Source organism: Rhizobium mulingense, assembly GCF_029194105.1.
GTDB classification, from domain to species: Bacteria; Pseudomonadota; Alphaproteobacteria; order Rhizobiales; family Rhizobiaceae; genus Rhizobium; species Rhizobium mulingense.
Genome location: NZ_JARFVE010000003.1, coordinates 536652 through 562237 on the forward strand (window position 1 = coordinate 536652; position 25586 = coordinate 562237).

Here is a 25586-nt window from a genome sequence, read left to right on the forward strand (position 1 = left end):
GCGGTTCCGGGTCAAAGACCTGCATGAAACGAGGAGCTGAAGCGTGTCGATCAAGTCTGATGCGACGCGTTTCACTGCGGCCTGCCGAAGCCGCCGCCGGTCGGCGTCGTGACGATCACGGCGTCCCCGGCGGCGAGCATTGACTGGTCGCAGCCTTCGAGCCTTTCGACGGTGCCGTCCGCGCGACGGATCTCGGTTTTCCCGAGCTGTCCGTCTTCCCCGCCGAACAGGCCGAACGGCCGGATCATTCGATGCGAGGAGAGAATGCTGCAATCCATCATTTCCAGAAAGCGGATGGTGCGCTCGGTGCCGCCGCCGGCGCTATATTGTCCCTTGCCGCCGGAACCGCGGCGGATGTGGAAATCTTCGAGTACAACGGGAAATCGGAATTCCAGAACCTCGGGATCGGTCAGCCGCGAATTGGTCATATGCGTGTGGACGCCGTCGGCGCCGTCAAAGCCGGTGCCGTCGTTGAGCCTGCCGGCCGGGCCGCCGGCGCAGATCGTCTCGTAATATTGGTAGGTGGCATTGCCGAAGGTCAGGTTGTTCATCGAACCCTGGGCTGCCGCGAGCGTTCCGAGCGCGCCGAACAGGGCATTCGTCACATGCTGGCTGGTCTCGACATTGCCGGCGACGACGGCGGCCGGATAGACTGGACGAAGCATCGAACCCTCCGGCACGATGATCCGGATCGGCCGCAAGCAGCCTGCATTTATCGGGATCGGCTGCTCGACCATAACGCGGAAGACATAGAGCACGGCGGCGCGGGTCACCGGCTCCGGCGCGTTGAAATTGGTCGGCTGCTGCGCGCTCGTACCGGTGAAGTCGACCGTCGCCTCACGCGCCTTCCTGTCGACGGTGATCTTCACCTTGATGACGGCGCCCTGATCGGTGGGATAGGTGAATTGGCTGTCGCTCAAGCGGGCGATCACTCGGCGGACGCTCTCTTCGGCATTGTCCTGCACATGGCCCATATAGGCTTCGACGACGTCGAGCCCGAAATGAGCGACCATTTTGCGCAATTCCCGAACGCCCTTTTCATTGGCGGCGATCTGCGCCTTCACATCGGCGAGGTTCTGCGCCGGGTTGCGGGCGGGATAGGGATGGTCCCGCAGCATCGCGGCGAATTCGGCCTCACGGAAACGGCCCTTGTCGACCAGCAGGAAATTGTCGATCAGCACGCCCTCCTCGTCGACCTTCGTCGCCCGCGGCGTCATCGAGCCCGGCGCCTTGCCGCCGATATCGGCGTGATGGCCGCGCGAGGCGACGTAAAACAGGATGGTTGTTCCCGCGTCGTCGAAAACAGGTGTGACGACGGTGATGTCGGGCAGGTGCGTGCCGCCATTGTAAGGCGCGTTGAGCGCGAAGACGTCACCCGGGCGGATGCGGCCCGCGTTGAGGCGGATGATCGTTTCGACCGAACGGTCCATGGAGCCGAGATGCACCGGCATATGCGGTGCATTGGCGACGAGCGCGCCGGTGCGGTCGAAGACGGCGCAGGAGAAATCGAGTCGTTCCTTGATGTTCACCGAATGGGCGGTGTTCTGCAGCGTCACGCCCATCTGCTCGGCGATCGCCATGAAGAGGTTGTTGAAGACTTCGAGCATGACAGGGTCGGCATTCGTGCCGACGGCGGTATTGCGGGCAAGCGAAATTTCGCGGGTGAGAACGATATGATCGAGCTCCGTGAGCCGTGCCTGCCAGCCGGGTTCGACGACGATCGTCTGGTGTGGCTCGATGACAAGGGCAGGGCCCTTGAGGACGGCGCCAGGATTCAGCGCACCGCGTTCGAAGATGCCGGCCTCATGCCATGCGCCGCCGGAAAAGAAGCGGGTCGTGCGTAGCGCTTGCGGCGCGAAGGCTTCCGCTTGCGTCGCCGCTTCCTCGATATCGGCGCCGCCGCCAATGCCCTCGACTTCGATGGAGTCGACGACAACAGGGCGGTCTTCGAAGATGAAGCCGAACTGCTTCTTATGAGCAATGGCGAAGGCTCGCACCATCTCCTCCTGTGGCCCGAAGGCGACCGGCAGGGCCGTGTCGGTGCCCTTGTATTGCAGATGCAGGCGGGTGACGATCTCCATCTCGGCAGCTGCGACGCCCTGCAGCCTCAGCTCCTCGCGGACATCTTCCTCCAGTTCAGCCCTGATGCCGCCGATCGTCGCCAGCGCCTCGGCAATCTCCGTCAGCACTGCGCGCTGGCGCGTGGCGCGGATGTCGGCAAGTCCCATGCCATAGGCGGAGAGGATGCCGGAAAACGGGTGGATCAGCACGGTTTTCATGCCGAGGCTGTCGGCGACGAGGCAGGCATGCTGGCCGCCGGCACCGCCGAAGCACGTGAGCGCATAGTCCGAAACGTCATAGCCGCGCTGGACGGAGATCTTCTTGATGGCATTTGCCATATTCTCGACGGCAATGGCGAGGAAGCCGTCGGCAACGTCCTCGGCCGCCCGTCCGCCGCCGATCGTCTCTGCCAACTCGGCAAAGGCTGCGCGCACCGCCTCGGCATCGAGCGGCTGGTCCTGCTCGGGCCCGAAGATCGCGGGGAAGAATTCCGGCAGCAGCTTGCCGGTCATGATGTTGGCGTCGGTGACGGCAAGCGGGCCGCCGCGGCGATAGGATTTTGGGCCGGGCGTCGCGCCCGCCGATTCCGGGCCGACGCGGAAGCGCGAGCCGTCATAACTGAGGATCGAGCCGCCGCCGGCCGCGACGGTATGGATCTTCATCATCGGCGCGCGCATGCGCACGCCGGCCACCTCGGTCTCGAAAGCGCGTTCCAATTCACCGTCGTAATGCGAAACGTCGGTCGAGGTGCCGCCCATATCGAAGCCGATCATCCTGTTGAAACCGGCAATACGCGAGACCTCGACCGCGCCGACGACCCCGCCTGCAGGGCCGGAGAGGATTGCGTCCTTGCCCTGGCAGAGATGCGCGTCGGTCAGCCCACCGGAGGACTGCATGAACATCAATTTCGGGCCTTGTCCCTCGACAGCGCCGAGCTCGGCTGCGACCTGATCGACATAGCGCCTCAGAACCGGAGACAGATAGGCATCGACGACGGCGGTATCCCCGCGGCCGACGAGCTTGATCAGCGGTGAAACCACATGCGAGGGTGAGATCTGGGTAAAGCCGATCGCGCGGGCAATGGCTGCGGCCCGCTGCTCGTGCTCGGGGTAGCGATAGGCGTGCATGAAGACGATGGCGACGGCGCGCAGCCCTTGGGCATAGGCAGCTTCCAGGGCTTGCCGCAAGTCATCCTCGTCGAGCGGGCGTTCTACGGTGCCGTCGGCCAGCACACGCTCGTCGGCCTCGATGACATCGGCATAGAGCAGTTCCGGCTTGACGATCTTCTTGGCGAAGATATCGGCGCGGGCCTGGTAGCCGATCTCCAGCGCGTCGCGAAAACCCTTCGTCGTCACCAGGAGGGTCGGATCACCCTTGCGCTCCAGAAGCGCATTGGTGGCGACCGTCGTTCCCATCTTCACCGCGCCGATGAGCTCGGAAGGGACCGGATCATCGGCTTTGAGGCCGAGCAACTCGCGAATGCCGTGCACCGCCGGGTCGCGATAGGCTTCCGGATTTTCCGAGAGCAGCTTGTGGGCAATGAGTGACCCGTCAGGGCGCCGGGCGACGATATCAGTGAAGGTGCCGCCGCGATCGATCCAGAAATCCCACTGTCCGCCCATCGTCCGGCCTCCTGTTGAACTTAAAATTATTGACGATTTATCGATAAAATGTCAACGTTTCTCGTCTTGGATCGTGGAGGCATTAATATGGCGGATGGGCGTGGACGACAGGAGATCGGGCCGATCGTCTCCTCCGCCCATCTGGCCGATGGCGCGCTTCCTGTTCTGTCGGAGCTGGAATTCGGCCTCATCCTCGCGAGCAATGCCTTCGACCGCTGGATGGTGCGCTGCATGACGGCGGCCGGTGAGCCGGGCTGCGCCGCAATCGACGTGCTGGTGCTGCATTCGGTGGCTCACCGGCAGCGGCCGAAGCGGCTCGGCGACCTTTGCAGCGTGCTCGGCGTCGAGGATACCCATCTGGTGATTTATGCAATCAAGAAACTGGAAAAGCGCGATCTCGTGAAAAGCACGCGGGCGGGCAAGGAGAAGTTGATCGCTGCCACCGACAAGGGACTTGAAATCTGCCTTAAATATCGCGCCGTGCGCGAAGCGCTGCTGGTTGATTCGGTCAGAGGGCTTGGGCTCGATCCGGCAGCGACATCGGCAGTGGCGGCGACACTGAGGGCGCTATCCGGCCACTACGATCAAGCAGCAAGGGCCGCCGCCTCTTTATGACGACAGCCCTTGTCGGGGGCAGGGAGAGATCCCCCGGTATTCAGGTGGCTTTTTCAGCCGAAGCAGGGCATGGCCGGCAGATTGGCGCGGCTTGCCAGCGGCCCGATCATCTTGCCCACCGGCGTCGGGCGTGGTTCGCGTTTGCCGGCGGCCGTCTCCAGGAGCTGCTTGAAGTCCTCAAGCTTCACGCCGTCGGCGCGCAACACCATGGCGATCAGGGGGTCGCGAAGGGCTTCGGATATCGTCAGGTCGTCTCTGGTCGTTCTCATGGCTTGTCCTCCTTTCGTGGGCGGTCGCCCGTGTTCCACATCCGCCGCCAACCCTGTGCGTTGACTTTCGCGGTCTGTGGTGTTACCGGTAAGTAACAATGCTGTTGTTACCGATCGGTCACATTGATGTCAAGGACTTCGTCCGCAAAAAAATCAGAAACTTCGAATGAAATCTCCGCAACCGTTTCAGAAGATCGCATCCCGCCGCGGGAGCGCATCGTCTCGACGGCCGTGGAGCTTTTCCGCGAACGCGGCATCCGCGGCATCGGCGTCGATGCCATTGCCGACGCCGCGCTGACCAACAAGATGACGCTCTACCGCCATTTCGGCTCGAAGGACGAACTCGTCTGCGAGACGCTGCGGCGCGCCTCCGAAAAGGCCGATGCCATCTGGCGCGACCTGGAGGCCGCTCATCCCGGCGATCCTCGTGCCCAGCTCGACGCCTGGGTGGAGATGCGGGCGCAGTGTCTGAACGGCGAGCCCGCAGGCTGCGATCTCGCCAACGCTGCCATCGAGCTCAAGGGGGAGGGCCATCCCGCCCACGAAATGATCGAACGGCACAAGGCCGCACAGCGTGATCGCCTGGCCGCGCTCTGTTCGGCAGCGGGTGCGCGCGAACCTCAACTTCTCGCCGATACGCTGACGCTGCTGCTCGAAGGCGCGCGCGTCAGTCGCCAGACGATGGGCGCCGCCGGCTGTTGCGGCCATTTCGCGAAGGCATGCAGAGCAGCGATCGCCTCTTTCACCTGACCTCCGGGGAACCTTACCGCCTCCATGCCGTTTTTCCATCACCGGAAGGCAATGTGGAGGCAGAGATGAACTACGTCTATCTCAAGCGCCTATATGCCAAACGCGCCGAGCTTGAAGCCAAGCTGGAGCTCCACGATGCGCGCTATTGTTTCGGCGAGGAAGAAGTCGATGACGGCACCGACAGCGATCTGCGCCAGCGATTGAGCGAAGTATCCGACGAGATCGCCGCCCTCGAGAACAGAGCGGCTACTCCCTGGCGCTGAGAAATTCCATCGTCCGCTCGTCGAACTGTCCCTCATAAAAAAGCTCGATCGCCCGGTGGAAGGGCGAGCCATGATCACTGATCGCGGCAAACAGCGTCATCGATGAGCGCAGCTTGAAGTCATCGGGCGAGCCGAGGATGTCGTGCGCCGATCGGCCCTTGACCGATAAAATCGCCTCGACGCAAAGCAGCAGCCGGCTTGAAAGAATGGGATGGGCGAGATAGGCGGCGGCTTCCTCGACCGAACGGATCGCATATTTTTTCGTCATCGCCGACGTGCCGAGACCTGATATCTGCGGGAAGATGAACCACATCCAGTGGGACATCTTGCGCCCGGCTTGCAGCTCGGAGAGCGCCTGTTGGTAGATGCCGTTCTGGGCTTCGACGAAGCGGTCGAGGTTGAAGTCGATATCACCGGCCATGGTTCTTTCCCTTTTCCTGCTGTGTTGCAGCCTGGGCCAAGGGGCTCCATGCCCGGCGAAACTTTTCTTCCCGACGAGGTGGCCAGGCCGTCAGCAGACCCTTTCAGCGTAGGGGCTGCTGTCGCGGCAATGGCCGTAAGCCGGATGATGCGGCGGATTATCGCCGGCGGGGGCGGCAATGGCCGATGTCGTCATCGGATCGGTATTGCCGGAAGAATATGCGGCAAAACCCGCAAAGCTCAAGACAAGCAATGCGCCGACAATGACAACGCGCTCAAAGCCCGACAGTTTCTGGGCTCTGACATGTTCCGCATAATCGCGCTCGCCGGCGCCGGCCGTTTCGTCCTCTTTCACGTGGACGGTCACCATATCCCGGTGACTGCTTAAAGTTCCACAATCCGTCATTCTAAATACTCCTGCAACACATGCGGAGTCGCGTCCCGAGGGTAAACCCTCACCCTCGTGCCGAATCCTACTCCAAATGCGAGCATCATGTGTGTTTTCAATCGCGGCAATTGAAGGGGCGATCTACAAACGCAGTGTTCAAAAAATCGAACTAATGCATGCAAAATATCGTGAAGCTCTGGCTCATCGAAATGATCCGCGGTAATCCGGAGGGATATTTCGTCTGGATCGTCCCATGAGCAAATCCTTCGGCGCCATGTCGGTCGCCCAGCTTTCCGTCCTCATTCAGGGCGGCGCAGCCGATCCGGTCGATGTGGCCGAGGCCGTCTGCGACGCCATCGCGAATTACGCCGACAAGGCCGTCTTCACCACGCTGCTTGAAGACCGGGCGATGGAAGAAGCGCGCGCGTCTTCCGAACGGCTGCGGCAAGGGCGCTCGCTCGGATTGCTGGACGGTATTCCGATCGCTTGGAAAGATCTTTTCGACATCGAAGGCCGGACGACGACGGCGGGTTCGCGCGTCCTGGCAGGGGATGCGCCGGCCGAACGGGATGCGGCCGTCGTCGCTTTGCTCAGGAATGCCGGCATGATCGCCATCGGCTGTACCAATATGAGCGAGTTCGCCTTTTCCGGCCTCGGCATCAATCCGCACTACGGCACGCCGGTCAATCCGCGCAGCGCCGACCGCCCGCGCATCCCCGGCGGTTCCTCCTCCGGCGCCGGTGTGGCCGTCGCCGCCGGACTGGTCCCGGTCGCGATGGGCACGGATACCGGCGGGTCGGTGCGTATTCCCGCCGCCCTCAACGGCATCGTCGGCTCCAAGGCGACACGCGGCCGCCATGCCATGGACGGTGTCTATCCGCTGGCGAAAAGCCTGGATTCGTTGGGGCCGCTTTGCCGCACAGTCAAGGACGCGGTTTGGATCGATGCGGCGATGTGCGGCCTGACCGCGCCCGAGGTCGCTGAGCGTCCGCTGCTGGGGCTGGAATTGCTCGTGCCTGAAAATATCGTCTTCGACGGAGCCGAGCCTGACGTGATCGCCGCGTTCGAGGCCGCTTTGGAACGTCTTCAAAGCGCAGGCGTTCATGTTGCCCGCGCCGTCATTCCCGCCTTCGATGAGATTTTCGATCTGATGACGAGATATGGCCCGCTGGTCACCGCGGAAGCTTTCGCATTGCATCGGGAACGGCTCGCGGGACCGGATGCGGACAGGATGGACCATCGTGTCGTCATGCGGACCCGCTTGGGAAGCAGGACGAGCCTGGCCGATTACCTGGCGATCCTTGCGGCGCGCGGCCGCCTGATCGCCGATGTCGAGCGCCTTGTCGGCGACCGGCTCATCGCTTTTCCAACGGTCGCCCATGTCGCTCCGCCGATCGGTCCGCTGGAGCAGGACGACGACCTGTTCTTCGCCACCAACAACAAGACGCTGCGCAATACCGCGCTCGGCAATTTCCTCGACTGGTGCGGCGTCTCCATCCCCTGCGGCACCGGTGCCTCAGGCATGCCGGTCGGGCTGCTGCTTTCGGCGACAGCCCGTCGCGACGAAGCGCTGCTGGGAGTTGCCCTTGCCGCCGAACCGGTCGTTCGCGGCGATTTCAGCTGATCAACAATTGATCCGACGAGCGTTTGTTGCCATTGATGGCATCTGGAGATCCTGGGAGGACGGCAGATGCAGCTTTTGCAAAATGGACGCTTCGCGGTTTCGACATGGTCGTTGCATCGCTTGCTAGGCGCCGTCCACGCCTACAGCCCTGACCCCGACAAGAGCGCGGCGCCGAAGGGACCCTACGGCCCCGGCGGCGCGGCGCTAATCGACGTGCCGGCGATGCTGGCGGCGCGCGGCGTCAACCGGCTGGAAATCTGCTCCTTCCATCTGCCGAGCCTCGATGCCGCTTATATCGGCGAACTCAGCGATGCGATGGCGGCCTCGAACGTGGTGCTCCAGACGCTGCTCGTCGAGGACGGCGATCCCAGCCATGCCGGGACGGCAGAACGCGACATCGGCTGGATGGCCAATCGCGGCGGCACTCGGGGCGCAGAGAATGCGCGTCATCGCCGGCAAGCAGAAGCCGACAGATGAAAATCTTAGCCGGGCCGCCCGTCACCTCAGCTGGTTGGCCGAGAAGGCGGAAGGCAGCGGCGTACGGATTGTCGTCGAGAACTGGTTCGATTTGCTGCCGTCGCCGGTGGAGATGAACTGGCTGCTCGACCGGCTGGATGGCAAGGTCGGGCTCAACGGCGACCTAGGCAACTGGTCGGCACCCGCGAAATATGCCGGTCTGGCCGATATCATGCGCCGGGCGGAAATCTGCCACGCCAAGGCCGATTACAAAGCCGGTGGCCTCGATGCGGACGATTACCGAATATGCCTGGAGATGTGCGAAAGGGCCGGTTATGCTGGCCCCTTCACGCTGATCTACGATTCGCCCTTCTTCCCCGACGAATGGGACGGCATCCTGCTACAAAAGCGCTTCATCGAGGATTTTCTGCGCGGCGCGCCGGCGCGCCGGACGGCTTGAACCGAAGCGTTGCCGTTATTCCTGGCGCGGGAACCGCTGGCTTTCCTCCAGCACGTTCAGATCCATGTGGTTGCGCATATAACGCTCCGACGCTTTCTGCAGCGGCTGATAATCCCATGGATAATAGGCGCCGTTGCGCAGCGCTGCGTAGACCACCCAGCGGCGGGCCTGGCTTTCGCGCACGGCCGCGTCGAAAGCGGCAAGGTTCCAGCGCCGGCCCGCCTGTTCGACGAGCCGCGCCAGGATCTCGGCATGCGCCGGATTTCCCGCGAGATCGTCAAGCTCTTGCGGATCGGCCTCGAGATCGAACAGCATCGGCGGGTCCTTCTCGCAGAGCGAGAGCTTGTAGCGCCCGTCCCTGATGCAGACGAGCGGAGCTTCCGAGCCTTCCGCGGCATATTCCATCAGTACCGGGCCACGGCTGCCGGTGCCCGTCGCGAGGGCAGCAAGATCTTGGCCTTCAGTCCACGGCTTCAATGACGCGATATCAATGCCGGCAAGACCGGCAAGCGTCGGCGTTACGTCAAGGGTGGAGACGGGCTGATCGATGCGCTTCGGCGTCCAGCCGGGGGCTGCGATCATCAGCGGAACCCGCGCCGAACCTTCGAAGAAGTTCATCTTGAACCAGAGGCCGCGATCGCCAAGCATGTCGCCGTGGTCGGACACGAAGAGGATGATGGTGTTCTCCGCCATGCGGCTGCGTTCCAGCACGCCGAGAATCTCGCCGATCTTGTCGTCGACATAGGAGATATTGGCGAAATAGCCGCGTCTTGCCCGCCTGATCTGCTCTTGGCTGATGTCGAACGCATTGTGCTCGCAGGCTTTCATCAAGCGCTGAGAATGAGGATCCTGCCGCTCGAAAGGGATCGCAGCGACCGCCGGGTCGAGTGTCGGGCAGTCCTCATAGAGATCCCAGAATTTGCGGCGCGCGACATAGGGGTCGTGCGGATGGGTGAAGCTGACGGTAAGGCACCAGGGGCGCTCGTCATGACCACGCGAGAGGTCGAAGAGCTTGCGGGTGGCGTGATAGGCGACCTCGTCGTCATATTCCATCTGGTTGGTGATCTCGGCAACGCCGGCGCCGGTGACCGAGCCGAGATTGTGATACCACCAGTCGATGCGCTCGCCGGGTTTGGTATAATCGGGCGTCCAGCCGAAATCGGCCGGGTAAATATCCGTCGTCAGCCGCTCCTCGAAGCCGTGAAGCTGGTCGGGGCCGACGAAATGCATCTTGCCTGACAGCGCCGTCTGATATCCGGCAGCGCGGAGATGATGCGCGTAGGTCGGAATGTCGGAGGCAAATTCGGCGGCATTGTCGTAGACGCGCGTCCGGCTCGGCAATTGTCCGGACATGAAGGACGCCCGCGCCGGCGCGCAGAGCGGACTTGCCGTGTAGCTATTGGCGAAACGCACGGAGCGTTCAGCCAATGCCTTCAGATGCGGCGCGTGAAGAAAATCGGCGGGACCATTGGGAAAGAAGGTTCCGTTCAATTGGTCCACCATCAGGATGAGGATGTTCGGGCGCGCCATGTCAATTCCCTTTGCTATTTGAAGATTTTATTGAAGCTCCTATAATGAGAGCTGTAAAGACAGCTTTTTTGGATAGCTGCTCAAAGGATTTTTTATGTCAGATCGTCCGCCGGAGCTTGGATGGATGCGCATCTTGGTCGAGGTCGCGAGACTGGGAAGCTTTTCTTCGGCTGCATCACTTCTAGGACTGACGCAGCCTGCCGTCAGCTACCAGATCCGCCGGCTGGAAGAGCAATTCGGCGTCAGTCTGCTGTGCCGCCAGCATCGCGGTGTCGAGCTGACCGAGGAAGGCGAGCGGCTTTTCGATGTGGTCGCCAAAGCGGTTGACGGTATCGATGCGCTGGCCCGCAGTTTTCGTCTCGAAGCCCAGAAGCCGGTCATCAGGCTCAGAACCGACTATGCCTTTTCGGCGCTTTGGCTGATCCCGCGCATGCACGGCTTCCGCCTTCTGCATCCGGAAACGGATATACAGATCGTCGCAACCCAGAGGTTCGAAGCCGGCTTTCGCGACGATGCCGACGTCGCGGTCGTTTTCGGCACAGGGGCGCAATTCGGCGCCATCGGCACGCTGCTCCTGAGGGAAAAGGTCGTGCCTGTCTGCACACAGGGATTTCTCGATCGTAACGGCCCGTTCGATAATCCGAAACAGCTTGCCGAGGCGATCCTTATCCATCTCGACACGCCGATGCCATCTCCCTGGTTCGACTGGCAAAGCTATTTTACCGAATTCTCCGTCATCCGCGACGCCCATGCCGACCGCGGCGATATAAGCTTCAATACCTACTCGTTGGTCGTCCAGGCCGCTTTGAGCGAGCAGGGCGTGGCGATCGGCTGGATGGGGCTAGTCGATACGCTTCTCCAGGCGCGGATGCTGGTGGAAGCCGGCCCGCCGCTGGAGGCGGCTGACCGCGGTTACTGGCTGGTACCGCCGCGATCGGCAAGCGCTCACAGCGAGAAGCTCAGCACCTGGCTGATGAATGAGGTGGGGAAGGTCGGCTAGCTCGAGCCGCGCCGCATGGCGGAAAGGCTCTGACGGCGGTTATCGAATAACCATCGCCACATCCGTATGCTCACTAGGCGCCTCGCAAGACACGGATATAGTTGAATCCTTTTCGAGTCCGACTCTTAGCCGATTTTTCTCGTCACAAAGAAACTCATCGCAACTTTTTCGTCACCATTTGGCATTGACGTGAACGGCGCCCGAAATTCCTTCCGTCCTAGTCCGTCCGTACGGATGTACTGGAGTTCCGCAAGGATTTCGAAGCCGCTCTCCTGCATCAGATTGATGTGATGGCTGCGCCACTTCCGATTTATCAGGTAGGGTCGTCGCCCACGCATCATCGTCCACGTGGGCGCGCTCAAAACCCAGTGCCCATTCCAGTCGCTTGACAGACCGTGAGATTGGAAGTCGATCAGGTGCGTCGCAAACCCTCCTGGCTTCAGCCACCGGGCAATAGCGATATAGGTATCAACAAGGTTGTCCACGTGCTCCATGACTGAATGCGTCATCAGCCAGTCAGCCACACCCGCCTGCAGTACGTTGAAATCGGTCCATGGTGCGACGAATTTTAACCGTTCGCTGCCATTCACGAGGTCCGCCTTCAGCGCGTCGATTGCCTCCGCACTGAGGCGCTGTTGCACGATCCCATCTATCCGATCCCAGGTGAAGTTTGTTGGTGAAGGCGGAAAAAAGATGTCGCCCGATACGGTGTTATCCCAAAATGCGGCCCGCTCGCCGAAGAGTTCAATTAAACCGTTCAGCACTTCAAGATCGTGCTCGATGCTCCGGTGGTCTTGCAAATCCAGCCCGATGTACGTGTCGACGCCCGCAAGCAATGCGGCAAGCCCAACGCCAAGCGAACTTCCGGGGCCGACCTCGACCAATACTTCAGGTCTTTTGCCGTTCAGCCAAGGCGCTAGATGACCGTAGTGGCGAAAGAAAAGGTCATAACAGTGGCGCGCAGAAGCAGTGCCCCCCTCTACGTGAGTATTTCGCAGTTGCGGAAGGACAAAAGAACCCACTCCCTTGGCTAGGGAACGAAGTGCAATATGGGTCATGGCGCCACCTTTTTCATCGAAACTCCAGCACGGCAATGTCCGGCGTGCTCTACCCAGCAGAATTCGCGTGCAACATCATCAGAGAGACCAAAGAAAAGCCAAGCAATATGGTTCGGCCTTGGACTCGTTAGTTGGGATTGTGCGCGGCTCATAGTGGTTGATATTTTCGCGAATCTAAAGTCATTCATTGGGCGTACAGCGGTAATCACTATGACCATGGCTGGGTTGCTGAAGCGCATGAGAGGCTGCCCCAAAAAGAATTGAGTGATTTCAGCGAGTTGTGATTGCTTCGAATTTGCGAGATTCGATGGAGTTCTTCCTCCCGATCTATGCAAGATGAGTAATAGAGAGGCCTTTCGGTAAGTGGCGGGTGTATTTCGTTCTCCTGGTCTATATCGGGATTTCAAAAGCGCCACATTGATGCCCGCCGATCTGGGTGGCTAGCTCAACGCCGACGTTTGTGCCCAGGAGAAGCCTTGTCATCACCGATGGTGACCGACATTGTGGGGCGAATCGATAGCGAAGGCGGCTGAAGCATGCGAACCATCGGATTTGTCATCGGACTGCTCATGGTCGTGTTCGGCCTGATCTGGATCGGGCAGGGAAGCGGCTATTTTCCCTATCCGGCGTCGAGTTTCATGATTGCCCAAAAGATCTGGATGCTCTGGGGCGCCATGCTGGCGGCGGCGGGCATCATCGTGATGGTCGTCATCTCGCGGCTTCGCCGCAGAGGATGAATGGCTGCTGCCGTTTGGTGGCAATCCGGCCGCTTGCGGCCTGTCGAAATGAGGAGAATGGCATGAGCGCAGCTGAAATCGACGGTTTTGCCGAGCGTATCAGGAAGCACAAGGGCGGTATGATCTCCGCCTGGGTCGGCATTCCCGACGCGATGCTCGTCAATCATCTGGCGCAGGAGGCGTTCGATGCCGTGGTGCTCGATATGCAGCATGGCATGTGGGATATGCAGTCGGCGGCGAATGCCGTTGCTCAGGCGCGTCTTGCCGGCAAACCGGCCATCGCGCGCATTCCGGTCGGCGATTTCGCTTCCGCCTCGCGGCTGCTCGATGCCGGGGCCTCCGGCATCATTGCGCCGATGATCAATTCGGCCGAGGATGCGCGAGCCCTGGTCCGGACGACGAAATATCCGCCTCTCGGCGAGCGCAGCTGGGGACCGTCCCTGGCACTGAACCATAGCGGCCTGTCGGCCGACGCTTATCTGAAGACTGCCAACGACCTCACCGTCGCCATCGCCATGGTCGAGACCCGCGCCGCGCTCGATGCGATCGACGGCATTCTTGGCGTGACAGGCGTCGACGGTATTTTCGTCGGCCCCGCCGACCTTTCGATCGCGCTGTCGAATGGCGATCAGGTGGCACCGAACGCTGCCGAAATCGACAGCGCCATGCAGCACGCGGTTGCGCGCTGCCGCGCCCACGGCAAATTCGCCTGCGCCTATGCCGGCGATGGCGAGCGGGCCGGCGAACTGCTGAAGTTCGGCTTTGATCTGGTGATCGCCGGCGCCGAGACCATACAACTGCGCGCCGGCGCCCGCCGCGCCATCAATGCCGCCCGCCGGGTCGCTTCCGGCAGCTGATCTTCGTCAACGAGTCGTTTTGACCGCAAGCCAGATCACGTGGCGGGCGCCGCGTTTGCGGCCGGCGCGAGTATTGATGACATCGACGGCAAAGGCGCTGTCCTTGAGGCGACGGGTGAAATTCGGGTCTGGACCGGATGACCAGACGGCGAGCACGCCGCCGGGGCGAAGCGCGTCGCTGGCGGCGCGCAGGCCGGCGAAATCGTAGAGCCGGTCGTTGGATTTGCGGGTCAGCCCGTCCGGGCCGTTGTCGACATCGAGCAGGATCGCATCGTAGGCGCTCTTGCCGGCGCGGATCGCCTCGCCGACATCGCCCTGATGAATGCCGACGCGGGGATCGTCGAGGCAGCCCTTGAACACCTCGGCCATCGGCCCGCGCGCCCAGGCGACGACAGCCGGCACCAGTTCGGCGACCGTGATGCCGGCATCATCGGGAAGGACGGCAAGCGCGGCGCGCAGGGTGAAACCCATGCCGAGCCCGCCGATCAGCACCCTCGGCTTCGGATGCGTCTTGATCCGCTCCCAGGACAGCGTGGCGAGAGCTTCTTCCGAGCCGCTGAGACGGCTGTTCATCAGCTCGTTGGCGCCGAGCATGATCGAGAATTCGCCGCCGCGCTGCTTCAGCCTGAGTTCGCCTCCTTCGCCGGGGATGGTCGCGGAATCGACTTGGATCCAAGGAAGCATGACAGTTTCGCCTCATATGAAGAAAGGCTCCCCTAGCATAGGGAGACGAGCGAAACCAGCAAACGGGCGTCAGATCACCCGCATGAAATGACCAGGCTCTACTTCGACGACAGCGTCCTGCGGGGCGGCCGAACGGCGGCGGATTTCCTCGACCTCGTCGGGCCTCAGCCGCGCCTTCGGATCTTCGAAGCGGACGCCGGGATCGGGCACGGCCGAGAGCAGCAGCCTGGTATAGGGATGCAGCGGATTGTCGATCACCCGGGCAGTGCTGCCCCATTCGACGATCTGGCCGGCATACATCACGGCGATGTCTTCCGCGACATAACGGGCGGTGGCGATATCATGGGTGATGTAGAGCAGGCCGAGGTTCATCTCCCGCTTCATTTCGTTCAGCAGGTTGAGCACGCCGAGGCGCACCGAGACGTCGAGCATCGACGTCGGCTCGTCGGCAACGATCACTTCCGGCTTGACGGCAAGCGCGCGGGCGATGTTGACGCGCTGGCGCTGGCCACCGGAGAGCTCATGCGGATATCTGGGCGCGACGAGATCGGGATCGAGCCTGACGCGCTCCAGCAGTTCGCGGATCGTCGCGTCGATTTCAGTCCACTTAATATCGGGGCGATGCAGCTTCAGCGGCCGTCGAAGATGGTGAGCGATGGTATGGGCGGGGTTCAGCGAGGCGAACGGATCCTGGAAAATCATCTGCACCGAGCGGCGGTAGCGGGCGATCTCGGCGGCATTCGCCGTCTCGACCGGCCGGCCCTTGTAGAGGATGCGGCCCGATGTCGGCAAATATTCGCGCATCGCCATGCGGGCGCAGGTGGTCTTGCCGCTGCCGGATTCGCCGACGAGAGCCAGTGCGCGGCCGGCGCGCAGCGAAAAAGCGATTGAGCGGGCAGCATGAACGGCGGACGCGCCGTGGCCGAAGGTCTTGGTCACCGTGTCGAGCGCAAGGATGGCCTCGGTCATAGCAGCACGCCTCCATGAAGCGACGGGAAGGAGGCCCAGAGCTTCTTCGTATAGTCGTGCGCCGGCGTCCGGTAGATCGCCTCGGCGTTGTTCTGCTCCACCAGCCTGCCGGACAGCATGATCCCGATGCGATCGCAGAACTGCGCCATCAGCCCGAGATCATGGGTGATGAACAGCACGGAGAAGCCGAAGCGGCGGCGCAGCTCGTTGATCCGCTGCAGGATTTCGCGTTGGACGACGACGTCGAGCGCGGTCGTCGGCTCGTCCATGACGACGAGCTTCGGATCGAGCGCCATGCAGATGGCGATGACGATGCGCTGGCGCATGCCGCCGGAAAACTGGTGCGGATAGTCGCGCATGCGATCCGGGGAGATATCGACAAGCGTCAGCATCTCGGCGGTCCGCTCGCGGGCTTGCGCGCGGCTTATGCCTTTATGGGTGCGCAGCAGGTCGTAGAATTGCGCCTCGATGCGCAGCACGGGGTTCAACGAATTCATGGCGCTCTGGAAGACCATGGCGACCTCGCGCCAGCGGAAGGCGCCGAGCGCCCGCTGGTCGAGATCGAGTACGTCGCGGCCATCGAGCAGGATGCGGCTCTCCTTGCGGATCAGCGCCGGCGGCTTGTGCAGGCGGCTGATGGCAAAGGCGATGGTGCTCTTGCCGCAGCCGGATTCACCGGCAAGCCCGAAGACCTCACCGGGCGCGACGTCGAAATTGACGTCGTCGACGGCGCGGAAATCCTTCTCTTCGCCGATATAGTCGATGGTGAGGTTTCTCACCGAAAGCAGCGGTTGCGTCACAGGCGGCCCTCCCCGGAGCGGACGAGCAGCGACCAGCGCTTCAGATGATTGCCGGTGCGCAGTCGCGGATTGGCGATCTCGTCGACGGCGAAATTCAGGAGCGACATGCCGATGCCGAGGAAGGCGAGCGCGAAGCAGGGAGTGAGAATATCCCACCAGGCGCCGACCGAAAGCGCCGAGGCCTTCTGCGCGTTGTAGAGCACGGTGCCCCAGGAGATCGCCCGGGGGTCGCCGAGGCCGAGGAATTCCAGCGTCGCCTCGGTGATGATCGCGAAGATGACGCTGCCAATGAAATTGATGCCGACGATGGAGATCACATTGGGGAAGATCTCGAAGGTCATGATCCGCCATTGCGGCTCGCCCATCATCTCGGCCGATTTGACGAAATCTTTCTGCTTGACCGAGAGCGTCTCGGCGCGGGTGACGCGGGCGCCCCATGCCCAGGAGGTGGCGCCGAGTATCAGGGCGATGACGAGCGGGCTTGCCTGGCCGATGAAGGCGGCGAGCACCAGCAGCAGCGGCAGGTTGGGAACGACCAGCACCATATTGGTGAAGAAGCTGATGACCTCGTCGGTCTTGCCGCCGCGATAGCCGGAGATGATGCCGAGCGCGGTGCCGGCGAGCGTGATCAGCAGGCCTGCGCCGAAGCCGACGGCCAGCGAAGTGCGGGCGCCGTAGATCAGCCGGGCGAAGACGTCCTGGCCGATGCGGGTGGTGCCGAGAATATGGTCGAGCGACGGCGGCTGATGCGGCCGCCCGGTGCGGGCGGCGGGGTCGTATTGGGTCAGCAGCGGCGCTGCGATCGCGACGATGACAATGAAAGCGATGATGACGAGGCCGGTGAGCGCCTTGCGGTTTCGAAGCAGGATCTTCATCTCACGCCCCCTTCAGCCGCGGGTCGAGCATGACATAGCTGACGTCGACGATGAAATTGGCGATCAGCATGGTCGCGGTCATGATCAGTAGCTGGCCCTGGATGACCGGATAGTCGCGGGCGAGGATCGCCTGGTAGAGAATGTTGCCGAGGCCGGGATAGTTGTAGACGACCTCGGTCACCAGCGAGCCGCCGAGAATGGTGCCAATGGCGATGGCAAGGCTGGAGACGGCCGGCAGCAGAGCGTTGCGCGCCGCATACCAGAGCATCACATGTCGGTCGGACAGACCCTTGGCGCGGGCCATGACGATATAGTCCTCGCCGAGCAGGTTGATCATGTTGTTGCGCATGGTGACGGTGAAGCCGCCGATCAGCACGGTGCAGAGGGTGACCATTGGCAGGAGGCCGTGATAGGCGACGCTGCCGAGATACTGCAGGCTGAAGGCCGGATCGAGCGAGGGATCGGCGGCATAGCCGTTCGGGAACCAGCCGAGCGTGAAGCCGAAGACGAAGAGCACGATCAGCGAGGTGACGACCGCCGGCACCGAGGTGGCGAAGATCGCGCCGACGGAAACGACGACATCGAACCTGCTGCCGCGGCGCCAGGCGGCCAGGATGCCGAGCAAGGTGCCGAGCGCGAAGCTGATGATTGTCGCAGTTCCCATCAGGCCGACCGTCCAGACCAGCGCATGGCCGAGCACGGAGGTGACCGGCAGCGGGAAATATTTGATCGAGCGGCCGAGATCGCCGGTGAAGATGCTGCCGAGATAGGTGAGATATTGCTGCCAGAGCGGCCCATCGACGAAGCCGAAGGTCAGCTTCAGCGCCTGCAGGCTTTCCGGCGGCAATTCGGTGCCGGCGCTCGAAAACATGATCTGCACCGGATCGCCCGGCATCAGCCGGGGCAGGAAGAAATTGATCGTCGCTGCCGCGATGAAGGCTGCCATGTAGAAGACGAGGCGGCGAAGCAGGAAAGCCATGGGAACTCCGTCATGGCGGGAGCGGCGTTGAAATCACCGCTCCCGGGATCAATGCCTTTACTTGGCCGGCTCGAGCGCGAGCAGGTTCAAGAGGCGTGCCGGGTTCGTCCGCGAGATCGACGGATTGACGAAGGGGTTTTCCTTGGTCGACCAGCCGGTGAAGCGCTTGGTGTTGTATTGATACCAGTTCGGGTTGTTGAACACCGGAATCATCGGCATGTTTTCGGCGACGATGCGCTGTGCCTTGTTCATCGTTTCCTTCTGCTTGGCGAAATCCGCGGTATGGGTGAACTCGGTGACGAGCTTCTCGACATCGGGATTGAACCAGCGCTGCGCGGTAAAGCGCGTCTTGCCCTTGTCCGAAGCGCTGAAGGCGCGCTTGTAGGGGTAGTAGGGCGAGGCCGATGCCGGCAGGCTGTTGATCGCCGCATCGAAGCTGCCGTTGATGAGATTGCCGGTCCAGACTGCTTCTTCGGGCGTTTCGATCTTGGCGTCGAGGCCGATCGCCTGCATGCCTTCGACAGCGATGTTGACGGTGTCGACCCAGTCGGTCCAGGAGTTCGGGACAATGATCGAGAAGGAGATCTTGCTGCCGTCGGGATTGTCGCGGAAGCCGTCGCCGTCCTTGTCCTTGTAGCCGGCCTCGTCGAGCAGCGCCTTGGCGGCGTCGGCGTCATAGGTAGCGAACTTGCCGAAGTCGGCCTTGACGGACGGATCCGCCCAGCTCTTGTAAAGCTCGCCCATCAGGCCGGGATCTTCGTTCAGCGTCGGATAGCCATAGCCGGCGACGTCGATCATCGTCTTGCGGTCGAGCGCCATCGACACGGCACGCCGGAATTTCAGGTCGTTGAAGGCCTTCTTGTTGTTCTCGTTCGCTGTTTCCAAATTGAACAGGAAGGCGACCATGCTGCTCGGCGAATACCAATAGTGGAAATGCGCCGGGTCCTTCGACACATAGACATTGTCGATATCGGGAATGAAGGAGACGCCCCAGTCGAGCGTGCCGTCGGCCGTTGCCGTCAGCATCTGGTTGTTGTCGGCAAGCTGCGGGAAGCGCATGCAATCGACCTTTAGATGCGCATTGTCCCAGTAGTTCGGATTGCGGCACTGGTCGTAGGTCTGGCCGTTGAAGCGCGGCACTTCGGTCAACGGACCGCTGCCGACCGGGTTTTCGTTGGCGAAGGTGACCGGGTCGGCGACGTCCTTCCAGGCATGTTCGGGAACGATCGGCAGCTGCGAGATCTGTTCGGCGGCGAGTGAACTCGGATTGGCGAGCGTGAAGCGCACGGTCTGGGTGTCGACGGCCTGGACGTCGGTGACGAACGTCCAGATGCTGACGAAGTCGAGCGCCGGGAATTTCTTCAGGTAATCATAGGTGAACTTGACGTCGGCTGAGGTCAGCGGCTTGCCGTCCGACCATTTCAGGTCGGGGCGCAGCTTGAACTCAATGCTCTTCAGGTCGTCGGACAACTTGAAGCTTTCGGCCAGACGATAGACCGGCTTGTTGCTGTCGAAGCGGTTGAAAATAACAAGCGGCTCATAGATGAAATCGAGCGTCGACTGGCGCGCTGATGTCTGGTTGAACGGGTTGAAGTTGCGAACCCAGGTCGTCGCCGGTTCGATATTCGCCGTCAGGATCGTCTGCGCCATGGCAGAGCCCGAAAGCAGCGACAGCGCGGCGGCGGCAAGAAGATATTTTTTCATGTTCTATTCCCCTTTTTCTTATGCGGTGAGAGATGGCGCGCCGGTCAGGAGACCGAGGCGCTGGCAAACATGTCTTCGACTTGGCGGTGGGCGGCGCGGACGTCGATCTTGAGATTGCCGAGGCGGGCCTTGCCGGCGGCGATGCGCTGCAGCGCGGCATCCGTCAGTGGGCGGGCGGCTTTGGCAGCGGCTTCGCTTTCGGGAATGTCGCCATGGCTGTGCAGCGCGATGTCGAAACCTGCGTCGAGCACTTGGCTCACGCGCTCCGGCAGCGTGCCGGAGAGCGACTCCATGAAGATGCAGTCGGAGATCAGCACACCGTCATAACCTAGATCGTTGCGGATGACGTCGTGCATGACAGGCGAGACGGAGGCCGGCAATTCCCCATGGTAGGCGGAGTAGACGACATGGGCGACCATCGCCCAAGGCGTGTCCTTCAGCGCGACGAAGGGCTTGAAATCGGTGGCGATGAGCGTCTCGCGGCTGGCGTCGACGACCGGACGCTCCTTGTGCGAGTCGAGCGTCGCGCGGCCATGGCCGGGAATGTGCTTCATCACAGGCATGTTGCCGGTCTCGAGCAGGCCGTCGACCACCTCGCGGCCGAGGGCCGCGATGACATCGGGATCCGGGCCGAAGGAGCGGGCGCCGATCACCGCGCTCGTCGTCTCGAAGACGAGGTCGAGAACGGGCGAGCAGCCGCTGGAAAGGCCAAGTTCCGTCATCATCGCCCCCATGGCCTGGGAGGAAAGGCGCAGGGCTCGTTTGCCGAGCTCGAAATCGCGGCGCGCCAGTTCGGCAAACTGGCCGAAGCTGCGGAAGAGCGGCCAGGGGCCGGCATCGAGATGCTGGACGCGGCCGCCCTCCTGGTCGGTGAAGACGGGGGCGTCGTCTCGGTCTACGGCTTCGCGAAAGCGTTCGATCAGCCGCTTGGTCTGCGCCGGCTCGCGCTGATTGCGCCGGCCGACGAAGAGGCCGAGCGGATTGGTCTCGCGAAAGAGCGCAAATTCATCATCCGAAAGAACCGGATTGGGAAGGCCGACAAAAAGGGCGAGCGGGGTCGAGGACAAGTCTAGTACTCCGGTATCAGATGGTCATTGCGGCATGCTTCTCAGCATGCCTTCGTAGATGCCCTTGTCGGGGGCCGGGATGGTGATGGCGCCTGCGGTCCTGGCGTAAAAATCGATGGGACCGGCATCGCCGATGAAGGCATAGGCATGGCCGAGCGCTCTCATAGTCTGAAGGCAGGCGGAAAACAGCGCGAGCCCGATGCCCTTGCCGCGCGCTTGCGGGTCAACGCCGGTCGGTCCGAAGAAGCCGCGGGCCGTCGTGTCGTAGCAGGCAAAGCCGAGCAGTTCTCGACCCTCGACGGCGATCAGGCAAGCGACGGGCTGGCGGGAGAAGGCGACCGAGACCTCGCTTGCCCAGTTCTCGCTGAACCGTTCGCGAACCCAGTTGACGACGAGATGCAGTTCCGGGGGGAGTGCCGGGCGGATGGCGGCGCCGACGTTGTCGGCTCTCTGTTTCAGCTCGGCAAGCTTTGCGGAATACAGGCTCACAAGCAGGTCTGGCACCCCGACATTCCTCCTGTAATTCCGTAGTTACGGAATATATATCCCTCTTATGTCATAGACTTGGCCATCTCGCCGGGCTTGTCAACAGGGTTTTTCAATTGGCGCCGGTGATGCAGCCGCTTTGGACTGCGCGATCAATGCAAGTGGCTGGCACAGGCGAAAACGGCCCGGGGAGACCCGGGCCGTTCGATGGGAGCGGTTCGTCGATCCGAGCGCTTATGCACCGTCTTTCCAGAGTGCATGAAAATGCTGCACCGGGCCGTGGCCGGAGCCGACGGTAAGGCTTCCTGATGCTGCGATGGCGCCGGCGAGATAGTCCTTGGCAACAGCCACCGCCTCCCGCGCCGAAGCGCCCTTGGCAAGCTCGGCCGCCAGCGCGCTCGACAGCGTGCAGCCGGTGCCGTGCGTGTTCTTGGTCGGCACCCGCTGGGCTTCGAACCAGTGCAGGCCGTCGGCGGCGGCCAGCACGTCGGGGCTGTCGTCGCCAGCGAGATGGCCGCCCTTCACCAGTACCGCGGCCGGGCCGAGCGCGCGCAGCTGTTCGGCCTGCGCGGCCATCTCAGACCGGTTCCTCGCGACCGGTTGGTGCAGCAGCGCGGCGGCCTCCGGCAGGTTCGGCGTCAGCAGCGTGGCAAGCGGCAGCAGCCGCAGGGTCAGCACGTCAACCGCTCCGGGTACGAGCAGGGCGGCCCCGCCCTTGGCGATCATCACGGGATCGAGGACGACAGGAATGCTGCGCCCGTTGGCGGTTGCTGCGGTCAGAGCTCTAGAAAGTGCGGCGGCGACGGCCTCGGCGATGGCGGCATTGGCGATCATGCCGATCTTGACGGCATCAACGCGCACATCGGCAAAGACGGCATCGATCTGGTCGGCGACGAATGGCGGCGGCACCAGATGCACGCCGGTGACCCCTTGGGTGTTCTGCGCCGTCAGCGCGGTCAGCACCGCCATGCCGTAGACGCCGCGGGCGGAAAAGGCCTTGAGATCGGCCTGGATGCCGGCGCCGCCTGAGGGATCGGAGCCGGCGATGGAGAGGACGTTACGGATCATGTGTGAACCTTTCGGATTTCTGCAGCGATGCGGCGTGTAGCTGCCGCAGGATCCGGCGTGCCGCAGACGGCTGAGACGACGGCAAGCCCCTTGGCGCCGGCGGCAAAGACTTCGGCCACATAATCCGCCTTCAGCCCGCCGATGGCGACGGACGGCACCGGCGAGAGCTGCACCAGTCTGGCGAGACCATCAAAGCCGATCGGCTGCTTGTGGTCGGCCTTGGTCGGCGTCGCAAACACCGGGCCGACGCCCGTATAATCGACGAGACCCGGATCGACGGCGGCGGCGAGCGCCTCGGTTTCGACCGAGAGGCCGAGGATCATGTCGGGACCGATCATCTCCCGCGCGGCGCGCGCGTTCAGGTCCTCCTGGCCGATATGCAACCCGTCGGCGCCGATGGCGATCGCCGCCTCGACGTCGTCGTTGACGATGAGGCGGGCGCCGGTGCCATCGAGCGCCTGTTTCAAGGCTCGGCCGGTTTCGATCATCTCCAGCGTGCCGGCCCGTTTGTCGCGCAGCTGCACGATCGTCGCGCCGCCGGCAACGGCAAGCCGGGCGGTCTCGACCATGCCGATAGGGGCGCAGAGATCCGGATCGAGCACGATATAGAGCGAAAGGTCGAAAGCCTTCATGCGATCGATACCCTCGCCCTCGCATCCAGCGCTTCGCCGTCGAGCGCCGCCAGCGCATCGAGGAAGCGCCAGGCAAAGGAGCCGGGACCGGCCGCGCCGAGCGCGGCATCTTCGCCGGCGACGGCAAAGATCGCAAGCGCAGCGACCGTCGCCCCGAACAGATCCTCGGGCGCTGTGGCGGCGAAGGCGCCAGCGAGGCAGGTGAGCGAGCAGCCGAGCGCGGTGACCTGCGGCATCAGCACCGATCCGCCCTTGATGCGCACCGCCCTGGCACCGTCGGTCACGAAATCGACGGCTCCGGTGACGGCGACGATGGCCTGCTGCCGCTCCGCGAGCCGGCGGGCCGAATCCTCCGCCTGCTCGACCGGATCGCGACTGTCGACGCCCTGGCCGCGGCTCTCCCCGCCGGCAAGCGCGATGATCTCGGAAGCATTGCCGCGGATGATCGTGGGCTTCAGCGCCAGCAGATCGGCAACCGCTTGGCGGCGAAAGGCGGTCGCATAATGCGCCACCGGATCGAGCACCCAGGGTTTGCCGGCTGAGGCCGCGGCCTTCGCCGCCGCCCGCATGCCGTCGAGCCATTGCGTCGACAGCGTGCCGATATTGACGGTCAGCGCGCTCGCGATGCCGGCGAATTCGCCGGCTTCCTCAGCCGCGTGCACCATGGCGGGCGAAGCGCCGGATGCAAGCAGGACATTGGCGGCGATGTTCATGGCGACGTAATTGGTGATGCAGTGGACGAGCGGCGGCTTTTCGCGCATCGCCTCCAGCATGGCTCCCGAGGTGGTCTTGCTCTGCATGGCGCCCCTTTCAGGCGGGGCAGGCGCGGGGCGGCGTCTACGGCGATGCCCCGAGCGACTCCCTCCGCCGGCATTATCCGGTTCAGGTTCGAAGGGTTCTTCTCAGCCCGTCTATCGACGAACGCCCCTGTCTCTCATCGCGCTCTTTTTCGCAGAGAAGGACGCGGCTGTCATCCCGAAAATGACATTCCGCGATCGAGGGCGGCTGCGCCAGGGCGGATGATCAGCGAATCTTGCCAGCCGGAGAGCCCAACGATTCGGGTTGCGACCGCAGCGTTGCGCGAAGGCATCCTCGGCCCGCCCTGCCTTTGCCTCGCTTTTTGGTCAGTAATAACAGCGGCGACCATGAGTGCAATTCAGGTGAAATACACTTTGATATTTAATGGTGCGCAATAGCCTCCCGCTTTGCCGCAGTTTGGTGTTTGTTTGTAGAAGGGTGTGTTCAGGCAATCTTCTGTGAAGAGAATATGCTCTTCACAGAAGATTGCCTTAATTTGAGATTGTATTTGTTTATTCATCCTTCGCGTTTGTTCCTACGGTTTTTCAATGCAGACGAGCAGATGGACAGCTCCGCGTAAGTTGCGTGTTGTCTTATGGCTTTTGTCATTTCCGTACCGTCAAGTCTCGGATTTCCCGGTCAATGTCCGTCAGGAGAGCCAGGGTGATTAAAAGGGATTTAACTGCTGGAAACGCGACGCAAATATCTAACCGAAACTTTACCGTTCTGACACGTTCAGGTTGACGGTGCGATCGATTGTAGCGATATGGCCTTGAATATAAATAAAATCCTCCTGAAGTTGCAATTTTAATGGGCCATATTTTGACAAACCGCATGACGGGATGCCATCGGACCGTCGCCTCCCTCCTGATAGTCCTCGGCTCTTCCGTCCCGTCCCTTTCACAAGCTCCCGATGCGGTGGTTCAAGGCCAGGCACCGGCCATCAAATCGCAGAAATTCGACGACTGGTACTATCGCTGCACGGGCTCCGGCGACGCGGCAGCCTGCGAAGTCGCGCAAGTGGCGCAAGTCGCCAAGGACGGCAAGAACGTCAATGTCCTGACGCTGGCGATCGCCACCGCGCCGGCCGCTCCTCAAGGCAAGAGCAAGGGCAAGCCGCGGCTGGTGCTGACCGCCCTTCTGCCGCTCAATGTCTTCCTGCCCGCCGGCCTGGCGATCAAGGCGGGCGGCAAGCCAGTCGCCAAACTCGATTATCGCAATTGCAACGAGGCCGGATGCTGGGCGCAGCAGGCCTTGGATGCGAAGGTGGCCGCAGCGCTCAAGAAGGGTTCGGCCGCCGAAGGGCTGGTGCGGCTGATGAACGGCCAGGACGTCAATATCCGCTTCTCGCTCAAAGGGCTGAGCCCGGCCCTCGATGAACTCCAATCCACTGCCGCGAAGTAGCCGAATTTCA

25 protein-coding genes, 1 pseudogene and 1 riboswitch are annotated in these 25586 nt (G+C 62.4%); of the genes and pseudogenes, 9 read left to right on the forward strand and 17 right to left on the reverse strand.

The features are described 5' to 3' along the window. Positions 1-71: 71 nt before the first annotated feature. On the reverse strand, positions 72-3683 hold the full coding sequence (locus PYR71_RS07440) for a hydantoinase B/oxoprolinase family protein (protein WP_275618828.1): 3612 nt from the start codon (positions 3681-3683) through the stop codon (positions 72-74). 87 nt (positions 3684-3770) lie between these two features. Between PYR71_RS07440 and PYR71_RS07445 the strand changes: the two genes are divergently transcribed. Further along, the gene (locus PYR71_RS07445; protein WP_183918852.1) at positions 3771-4298 is read left to right on the forward strand and encodes a winged helix DNA-binding protein; all 528 of its coding nucleotides are present in this window, start codon (positions 3771-3773) and stop codon (positions 4296-4298) included. Between the two features lie 53 nt (positions 4299-4351). On the opposite strand, the gene PYR71_RS07450 is transcribed toward PYR71_RS07445, so the two are convergent. Next, positions 4352-4567: a hypothetical protein gene (locus tag PYR71_RS07450; RefSeq protein WP_275618829.1), complete on the reverse strand. Its 216-nt coding sequence runs from the start codon at positions 4565-4567 to the stop codon at positions 4352-4354. Between the two features lie 126 nt (positions 4568-4693). Here PYR71_RS07450 and PYR71_RS07455 point away from each other — a divergent pair, with 126 nt between their 5' ends. Beyond that, on the forward strand, positions 4694-5317 hold the full coding sequence (locus tag PYR71_RS07455) for a TetR/AcrR family transcriptional regulator (protein ID WP_275618830.1): 624 nt from the start codon (positions 4694-4696) through the stop codon (positions 5315-5317). 65 nt (positions 5318-5382) lie between these two features. Further along, a complete protein-coding gene (locus tag PYR71_RS07460) occupies positions 5383-5580 on the forward strand; it encodes a hypothetical protein (protein ID WP_010028403.1) in 198 nt (65 codons plus the stop codon). On the opposite strand, the gene PYR71_RS07465 is transcribed toward PYR71_RS07460, so the two are convergent. Both PYR71_RS07465 and PYR71_RS07470 read right to left on the reverse strand, forming a co-directional pair. After that, positions 5564-6001: a DUF1810 domain-containing protein gene (locus tag PYR71_RS07465; RefSeq protein WP_275618831.1), complete on the reverse strand. Its 438-nt coding sequence runs from the start codon at positions 5999-6001 to the stop codon at positions 5564-5566. The genes PYR71_RS07460 and PYR71_RS07465 overlap by 17 nt on opposite strands. Positions 6002-6091: 90 nt before the next feature. Then, the gene (locus PYR71_RS07470; RefSeq protein WP_183919066.1) at positions 6092-6370 is read right to left on the reverse strand and encodes a hypothetical protein; all 279 of its coding nucleotides are present in this window, start codon (positions 6368-6370) and stop codon (positions 6092-6094) included. A 271-nt stretch (positions 6371-6641) separates the two neighbouring features. Between PYR71_RS07470 and PYR71_RS07475 the strand changes: the two genes are divergently transcribed. After that, positions 6642-8012: an amidase gene (locus tag PYR71_RS07475; protein ID WP_275618832.1), complete on the forward strand. Its 1371-nt coding sequence runs from the start codon at positions 6642-6644 to the stop codon at positions 8010-8012. Positions 8013-8078: 66 nt separating this feature from the next. Further along, positions 8079-8928 (forward strand): annotated as a pseudogene (locus PYR71_RS07480) (sugar phosphate isomerase/epimerase family protein). A 15-nt stretch (positions 8929-8943) separates the two neighbouring features. On the opposite strand, the gene betC reads toward PYR71_RS07480, so the two are convergent. Then, positions 8944-10458 (reverse strand): choline-sulfatase, encoded by a 1515-nt coding sequence (gene betC / locus PYR71_RS07485; protein WP_275618833.1) that lies wholly within the window; start codon positions 10456-10458, stop codon positions 8944-8946. A 94-nt stretch (positions 10459-10552) separates the two neighbouring features. Between betC and PYR71_RS07490 the strand changes: the two genes are divergently transcribed. Further along, positions 10553-11458 carry a choline sulfate utilization transcriptional regulator gene (locus PYR71_RS07490; protein ID WP_275618834.1) on the forward strand — a complete coding sequence of 302 codons (906 nt, stop codon included), beginning with the start codon at positions 10553-10555 and terminating at the stop codon, positions 11456-11458. A gap of 125 nt (positions 11459-11583) precedes the next feature. On the opposite strand, the gene PYR71_RS07495 is transcribed toward PYR71_RS07490, so the two are convergent. Continuing rightward, complete coding sequence (locus tag PYR71_RS07495) at positions 11584-12516, reverse strand: hypothetical protein (RefSeq protein WP_275618835.1); 933 nt, start codon at positions 12514-12516, stop codon at positions 11584-11586. A gap of 536 nt (positions 12517-13052) precedes the next feature. On the opposite strand from PYR71_RS07495, the gene PYR71_RS07500 reads away from it, so the two are divergent. Together PYR71_RS07500 and PYR71_RS07505 are read left to right on the forward strand one after the other, a co-directional pair. Continuing rightward, positions 13053-13253 carry a hypothetical protein gene (locus tag PYR71_RS07500; protein WP_275618836.1) on the forward strand — a complete coding sequence of 67 codons (201 nt, stop codon included), beginning with the start codon at positions 13053-13055 and terminating at the stop codon, positions 13251-13253. A gap of 62 nt (positions 13254-13315) precedes the next feature. Beyond that, a complete protein-coding gene (locus PYR71_RS07505) occupies positions 13316-14110 on the forward strand; it encodes an HpcH/HpaI aldolase family protein (protein WP_275618837.1) in 795 nt (264 codons plus the stop codon). Positions 14111-14116: 6 nt separating this feature from the next. Here PYR71_RS07505 and PYR71_RS07510 read toward each other — a convergent pair whose 3' ends face one another. The 11 genes from PYR71_RS07510 to thiM form a co-directional block, all read right to left on the reverse strand. Beyond that, positions 14117-14794 carry a spermidine synthase gene (locus PYR71_RS07510; RefSeq protein ID WP_275618838.1) on the reverse strand — a complete coding sequence of 226 codons (678 nt, stop codon included), beginning with the start codon at positions 14792-14794 and terminating at the stop codon, positions 14117-14119. Positions 14795-14863: 69 nt separating this feature from the next. Beyond that, positions 14864-15763, reverse strand: a complete 900-nt coding sequence (locus tag PYR71_RS07515; RefSeq protein WP_275618839.1) for an ABC transporter ATP-binding protein — start codon at positions 15761-15763, stop codon at positions 14864-14866. Next, the gene (locus PYR71_RS07520) at positions 15760-16563 is read right to left on the reverse strand and encodes an ABC transporter ATP-binding protein (RefSeq protein ID WP_275618840.1); all 804 of its coding nucleotides are present in this window, start codon (positions 16561-16563) and stop codon (positions 15760-15762) included. Before PYR71_RS07520 ends, PYR71_RS07515 begins: the two co-directional genes overlap by 4 nt. After that, entirely contained in the window at positions 16560-17438 is an 879-nt protein-coding gene (locus PYR71_RS07525; protein ID WP_275618841.1) for an ABC transporter permease, read from the reverse strand. Before PYR71_RS07525 ends, PYR71_RS07520 begins: the two co-directional genes overlap by 4 nt. Position 17439: 1 nt before the next feature. Beyond that, complete coding sequence (locus tag PYR71_RS07530; protein ID WP_275618842.1) at positions 17440-18417, reverse strand: ABC transporter permease; 978 nt, start codon at positions 18415-18417, stop codon at positions 17440-17442. 57 nt (positions 18418-18474) lie between these two features. Then, a complete protein-coding gene (locus PYR71_RS07535) occupies positions 18475-20121 on the reverse strand; it encodes an ABC transporter substrate-binding protein (RefSeq protein ID WP_275618843.1) in 1647 nt (548 codons plus the stop codon). 44 nt (positions 20122-20165) lie between these two features. Beyond that, positions 20166-21188 carry a glycoside hydrolase family 3 N-terminal domain-containing protein gene (locus tag PYR71_RS07540; protein WP_275618844.1) on the reverse strand — a complete coding sequence of 341 codons (1023 nt, stop codon included), beginning with the start codon at positions 21186-21188 and terminating at the stop codon, positions 20166-20168. Between the two features lie 24 nt (positions 21189-21212). Beyond that, positions 21213-21692 carry a GNAT family N-acetyltransferase gene (locus PYR71_RS07545; protein ID WP_275618845.1) on the reverse strand — a complete coding sequence of 160 codons (480 nt, stop codon included), beginning with the start codon at positions 21690-21692 and terminating at the stop codon, positions 21213-21215. A 216-nt stretch (positions 21693-21908) separates the two neighbouring features. After that, on the reverse strand, positions 21909-22742 hold the full coding sequence (thiD, locus tag PYR71_RS07550) for a bifunctional hydroxymethylpyrimidine kinase/phosphomethylpyrimidine kinase (RefSeq protein ID WP_275618846.1): 834 nt from the start codon (positions 22740-22742) through the stop codon (positions 21909-21911). After that, entirely contained in the window at positions 22739-23374 is a 636-nt protein-coding gene (gene thiE / locus PYR71_RS07555) for a thiamine phosphate synthase (protein WP_275618847.1), read from the reverse strand. The genes thiD and thiE overlap by 4 nt, the downstream gene beginning before the upstream one ends. Next, positions 23371-24174, reverse strand: coding sequence for a hydroxyethylthiazole kinase (thiM, locus tag PYR71_RS07560; RefSeq protein WP_275618848.1), 804 nt, complete (start codon positions 24172-24174; stop codon positions 23371-23373). The genes thiE and thiM overlap by 4 nt, the downstream gene beginning before the upstream one ends. A 42-nt stretch (positions 24175-24216) precedes the next feature. Beyond that, a riboswitch (TPP riboswitch) is annotated at positions 24217-24313 on the reverse strand. A 669-nt stretch (positions 24314-24982) separates the two neighbouring features. Here thiM and PYR71_RS07565 point away from each other — a divergent pair. Continuing rightward, positions 24983-25576, forward strand: a complete 594-nt coding sequence (locus PYR71_RS07565) for an invasion associated locus B family protein (RefSeq protein ID WP_275618849.1) — start codon at positions 24983-24985, stop codon at positions 25574-25576. The last annotated feature ends 10 nt before the right edge of the window (positions 25577-25586 follow it).

Excerpts from the sequence above, each read along its gene's own strand:
- PYR71_RS07440 (WP_275618828.1), bottom strand. The coding sequence starts at position 3,683 with ATGGGCGGACAGTGGGATTTCTGGATCGATCGCGGCGGCACCTTCACT.
- PYR71_RS07445 (WP_183918852.1), top strand. The coding sequence starts at position 3,771 with ATGGCGGATGGGCGTGGACGACAGGAGATCGGGCCGATCGTCTCCTCC.
- PYR71_RS07450 (WP_275618829.1), bottom strand. The coding sequence starts at position 4,567 with ATGAGAACGACCAGAGACGACCTGACGATATCCGAAGCCCTTCGCGAC.
- PYR71_RS07455 (WP_275618830.1), top strand. The coding sequence starts at position 4,694 with ATGTCAAGGACTTCGTCCGCAAAAAAATCAGAAACTTCGAATGAAATC.
- PYR71_RS07460 (WP_010028403.1), top strand. The coding sequence starts at position 5,383 with ATGAACTACGTCTATCTCAAGCGCCTATATGCCAAACGCGCCGAGCTT.
- PYR71_RS07465 (WP_275618831.1), bottom strand. The coding sequence starts at position 6,001 with ATGGCCGGTGATATCGACTTCAACCTCGACCGCTTCGTCGAAGCCCAG.
- PYR71_RS07470 (WP_183919066.1), bottom strand. The coding sequence starts at position 6,370 with ATGGTGACCGTCCACGTGAAAGAGGACGAAACGGCCGGCGCCGGCGAG.
- PYR71_RS07475 (WP_275618832.1), top strand. The coding sequence starts at position 6,642 with ATGAGCAAATCCTTCGGCGCCATGTCGGTCGCCCAGCTTTCCGTCCTC.
- betC (WP_275618833.1), bottom strand. The coding sequence starts at position 10,458 with ATGGCGCGCCCGAACATCCTCATCCTGATGGTGGACCAATTGAACGGA.
- PYR71_RS07490 (WP_275618834.1), top strand. The coding sequence starts at position 10,553 with ATGTCAGATCGTCCGCCGGAGCTTGGATGGATGCGCATCTTGGTCGAG.
- PYR71_RS07495 (WP_275618835.1), bottom strand. The coding sequence starts at position 12,516 with ATGACCCATATTGCACTTCGTTCCCTAGCCAAGGGAGTGGGTTCTTTT.
- PYR71_RS07500 (WP_275618836.1), top strand. The coding sequence starts at position 13,053 with ATGCGAACCATCGGATTTGTCATCGGACTGCTCATGGTCGTGTTCGGC.
- PYR71_RS07505 (WP_275618837.1), top strand. The coding sequence starts at position 13,316 with ATGAGCGCAGCTGAAATCGACGGTTTTGCCGAGCGTATCAGGAAGCAC.
- PYR71_RS07510 (WP_275618838.1), bottom strand. The coding sequence starts at position 14,794 with ATGCTTCCTTGGATCCAAGTCGATTCCGCGACCATCCCCGGCGAAGGA.
- PYR71_RS07515 (WP_275618839.1), bottom strand. The coding sequence starts at position 15,763 with ATGACCGAGGCCATCCTTGCGCTCGACACGGTGACCAAGACCTTCGGC.
- PYR71_RS07525 (WP_275618841.1), bottom strand. The coding sequence starts at position 17,438 with ATGAAGATCCTGCTTCGAAACCGCAAGGCGCTCACCGGCCTCGTCATC.
- PYR71_RS07530 (WP_275618842.1), bottom strand. The coding sequence starts at position 18,417 with ATGGCTTTCCTGCTTCGCCGCCTCGTCTTCTACATGGCAGCCTTCATC.
- PYR71_RS07535 (WP_275618843.1), bottom strand. The coding sequence starts at position 20,121 with ATGAAAAAATATCTTCTTGCCGCCGCCGCGCTGTCGCTGCTTTCGGGC.
- thiD (WP_275618846.1), bottom strand. The coding sequence starts at position 22,742 with ATGATCCGTAACGTCCTCTCCATCGCCGGCTCCGATCCCTCAGGCGGC.
- thiE (WP_275618847.1), bottom strand. The coding sequence starts at position 23,374 with ATGAAGGCTTTCGACCTTTCGCTCTATATCGTGCTCGATCCGGATCTC.
- thiM (WP_275618848.1), bottom strand. The coding sequence starts at position 24,174 with ATGCAGAGCAAGACCACCTCGGGAGCCATGCTGGAGGCGATGCGCGAA.
- PYR71_RS07565 (WP_275618849.1), top strand. The coding sequence starts at position 24,983 with ATGGGCCATATTTTGACAAACCGCATGACGGGATGCCATCGGACCGTC.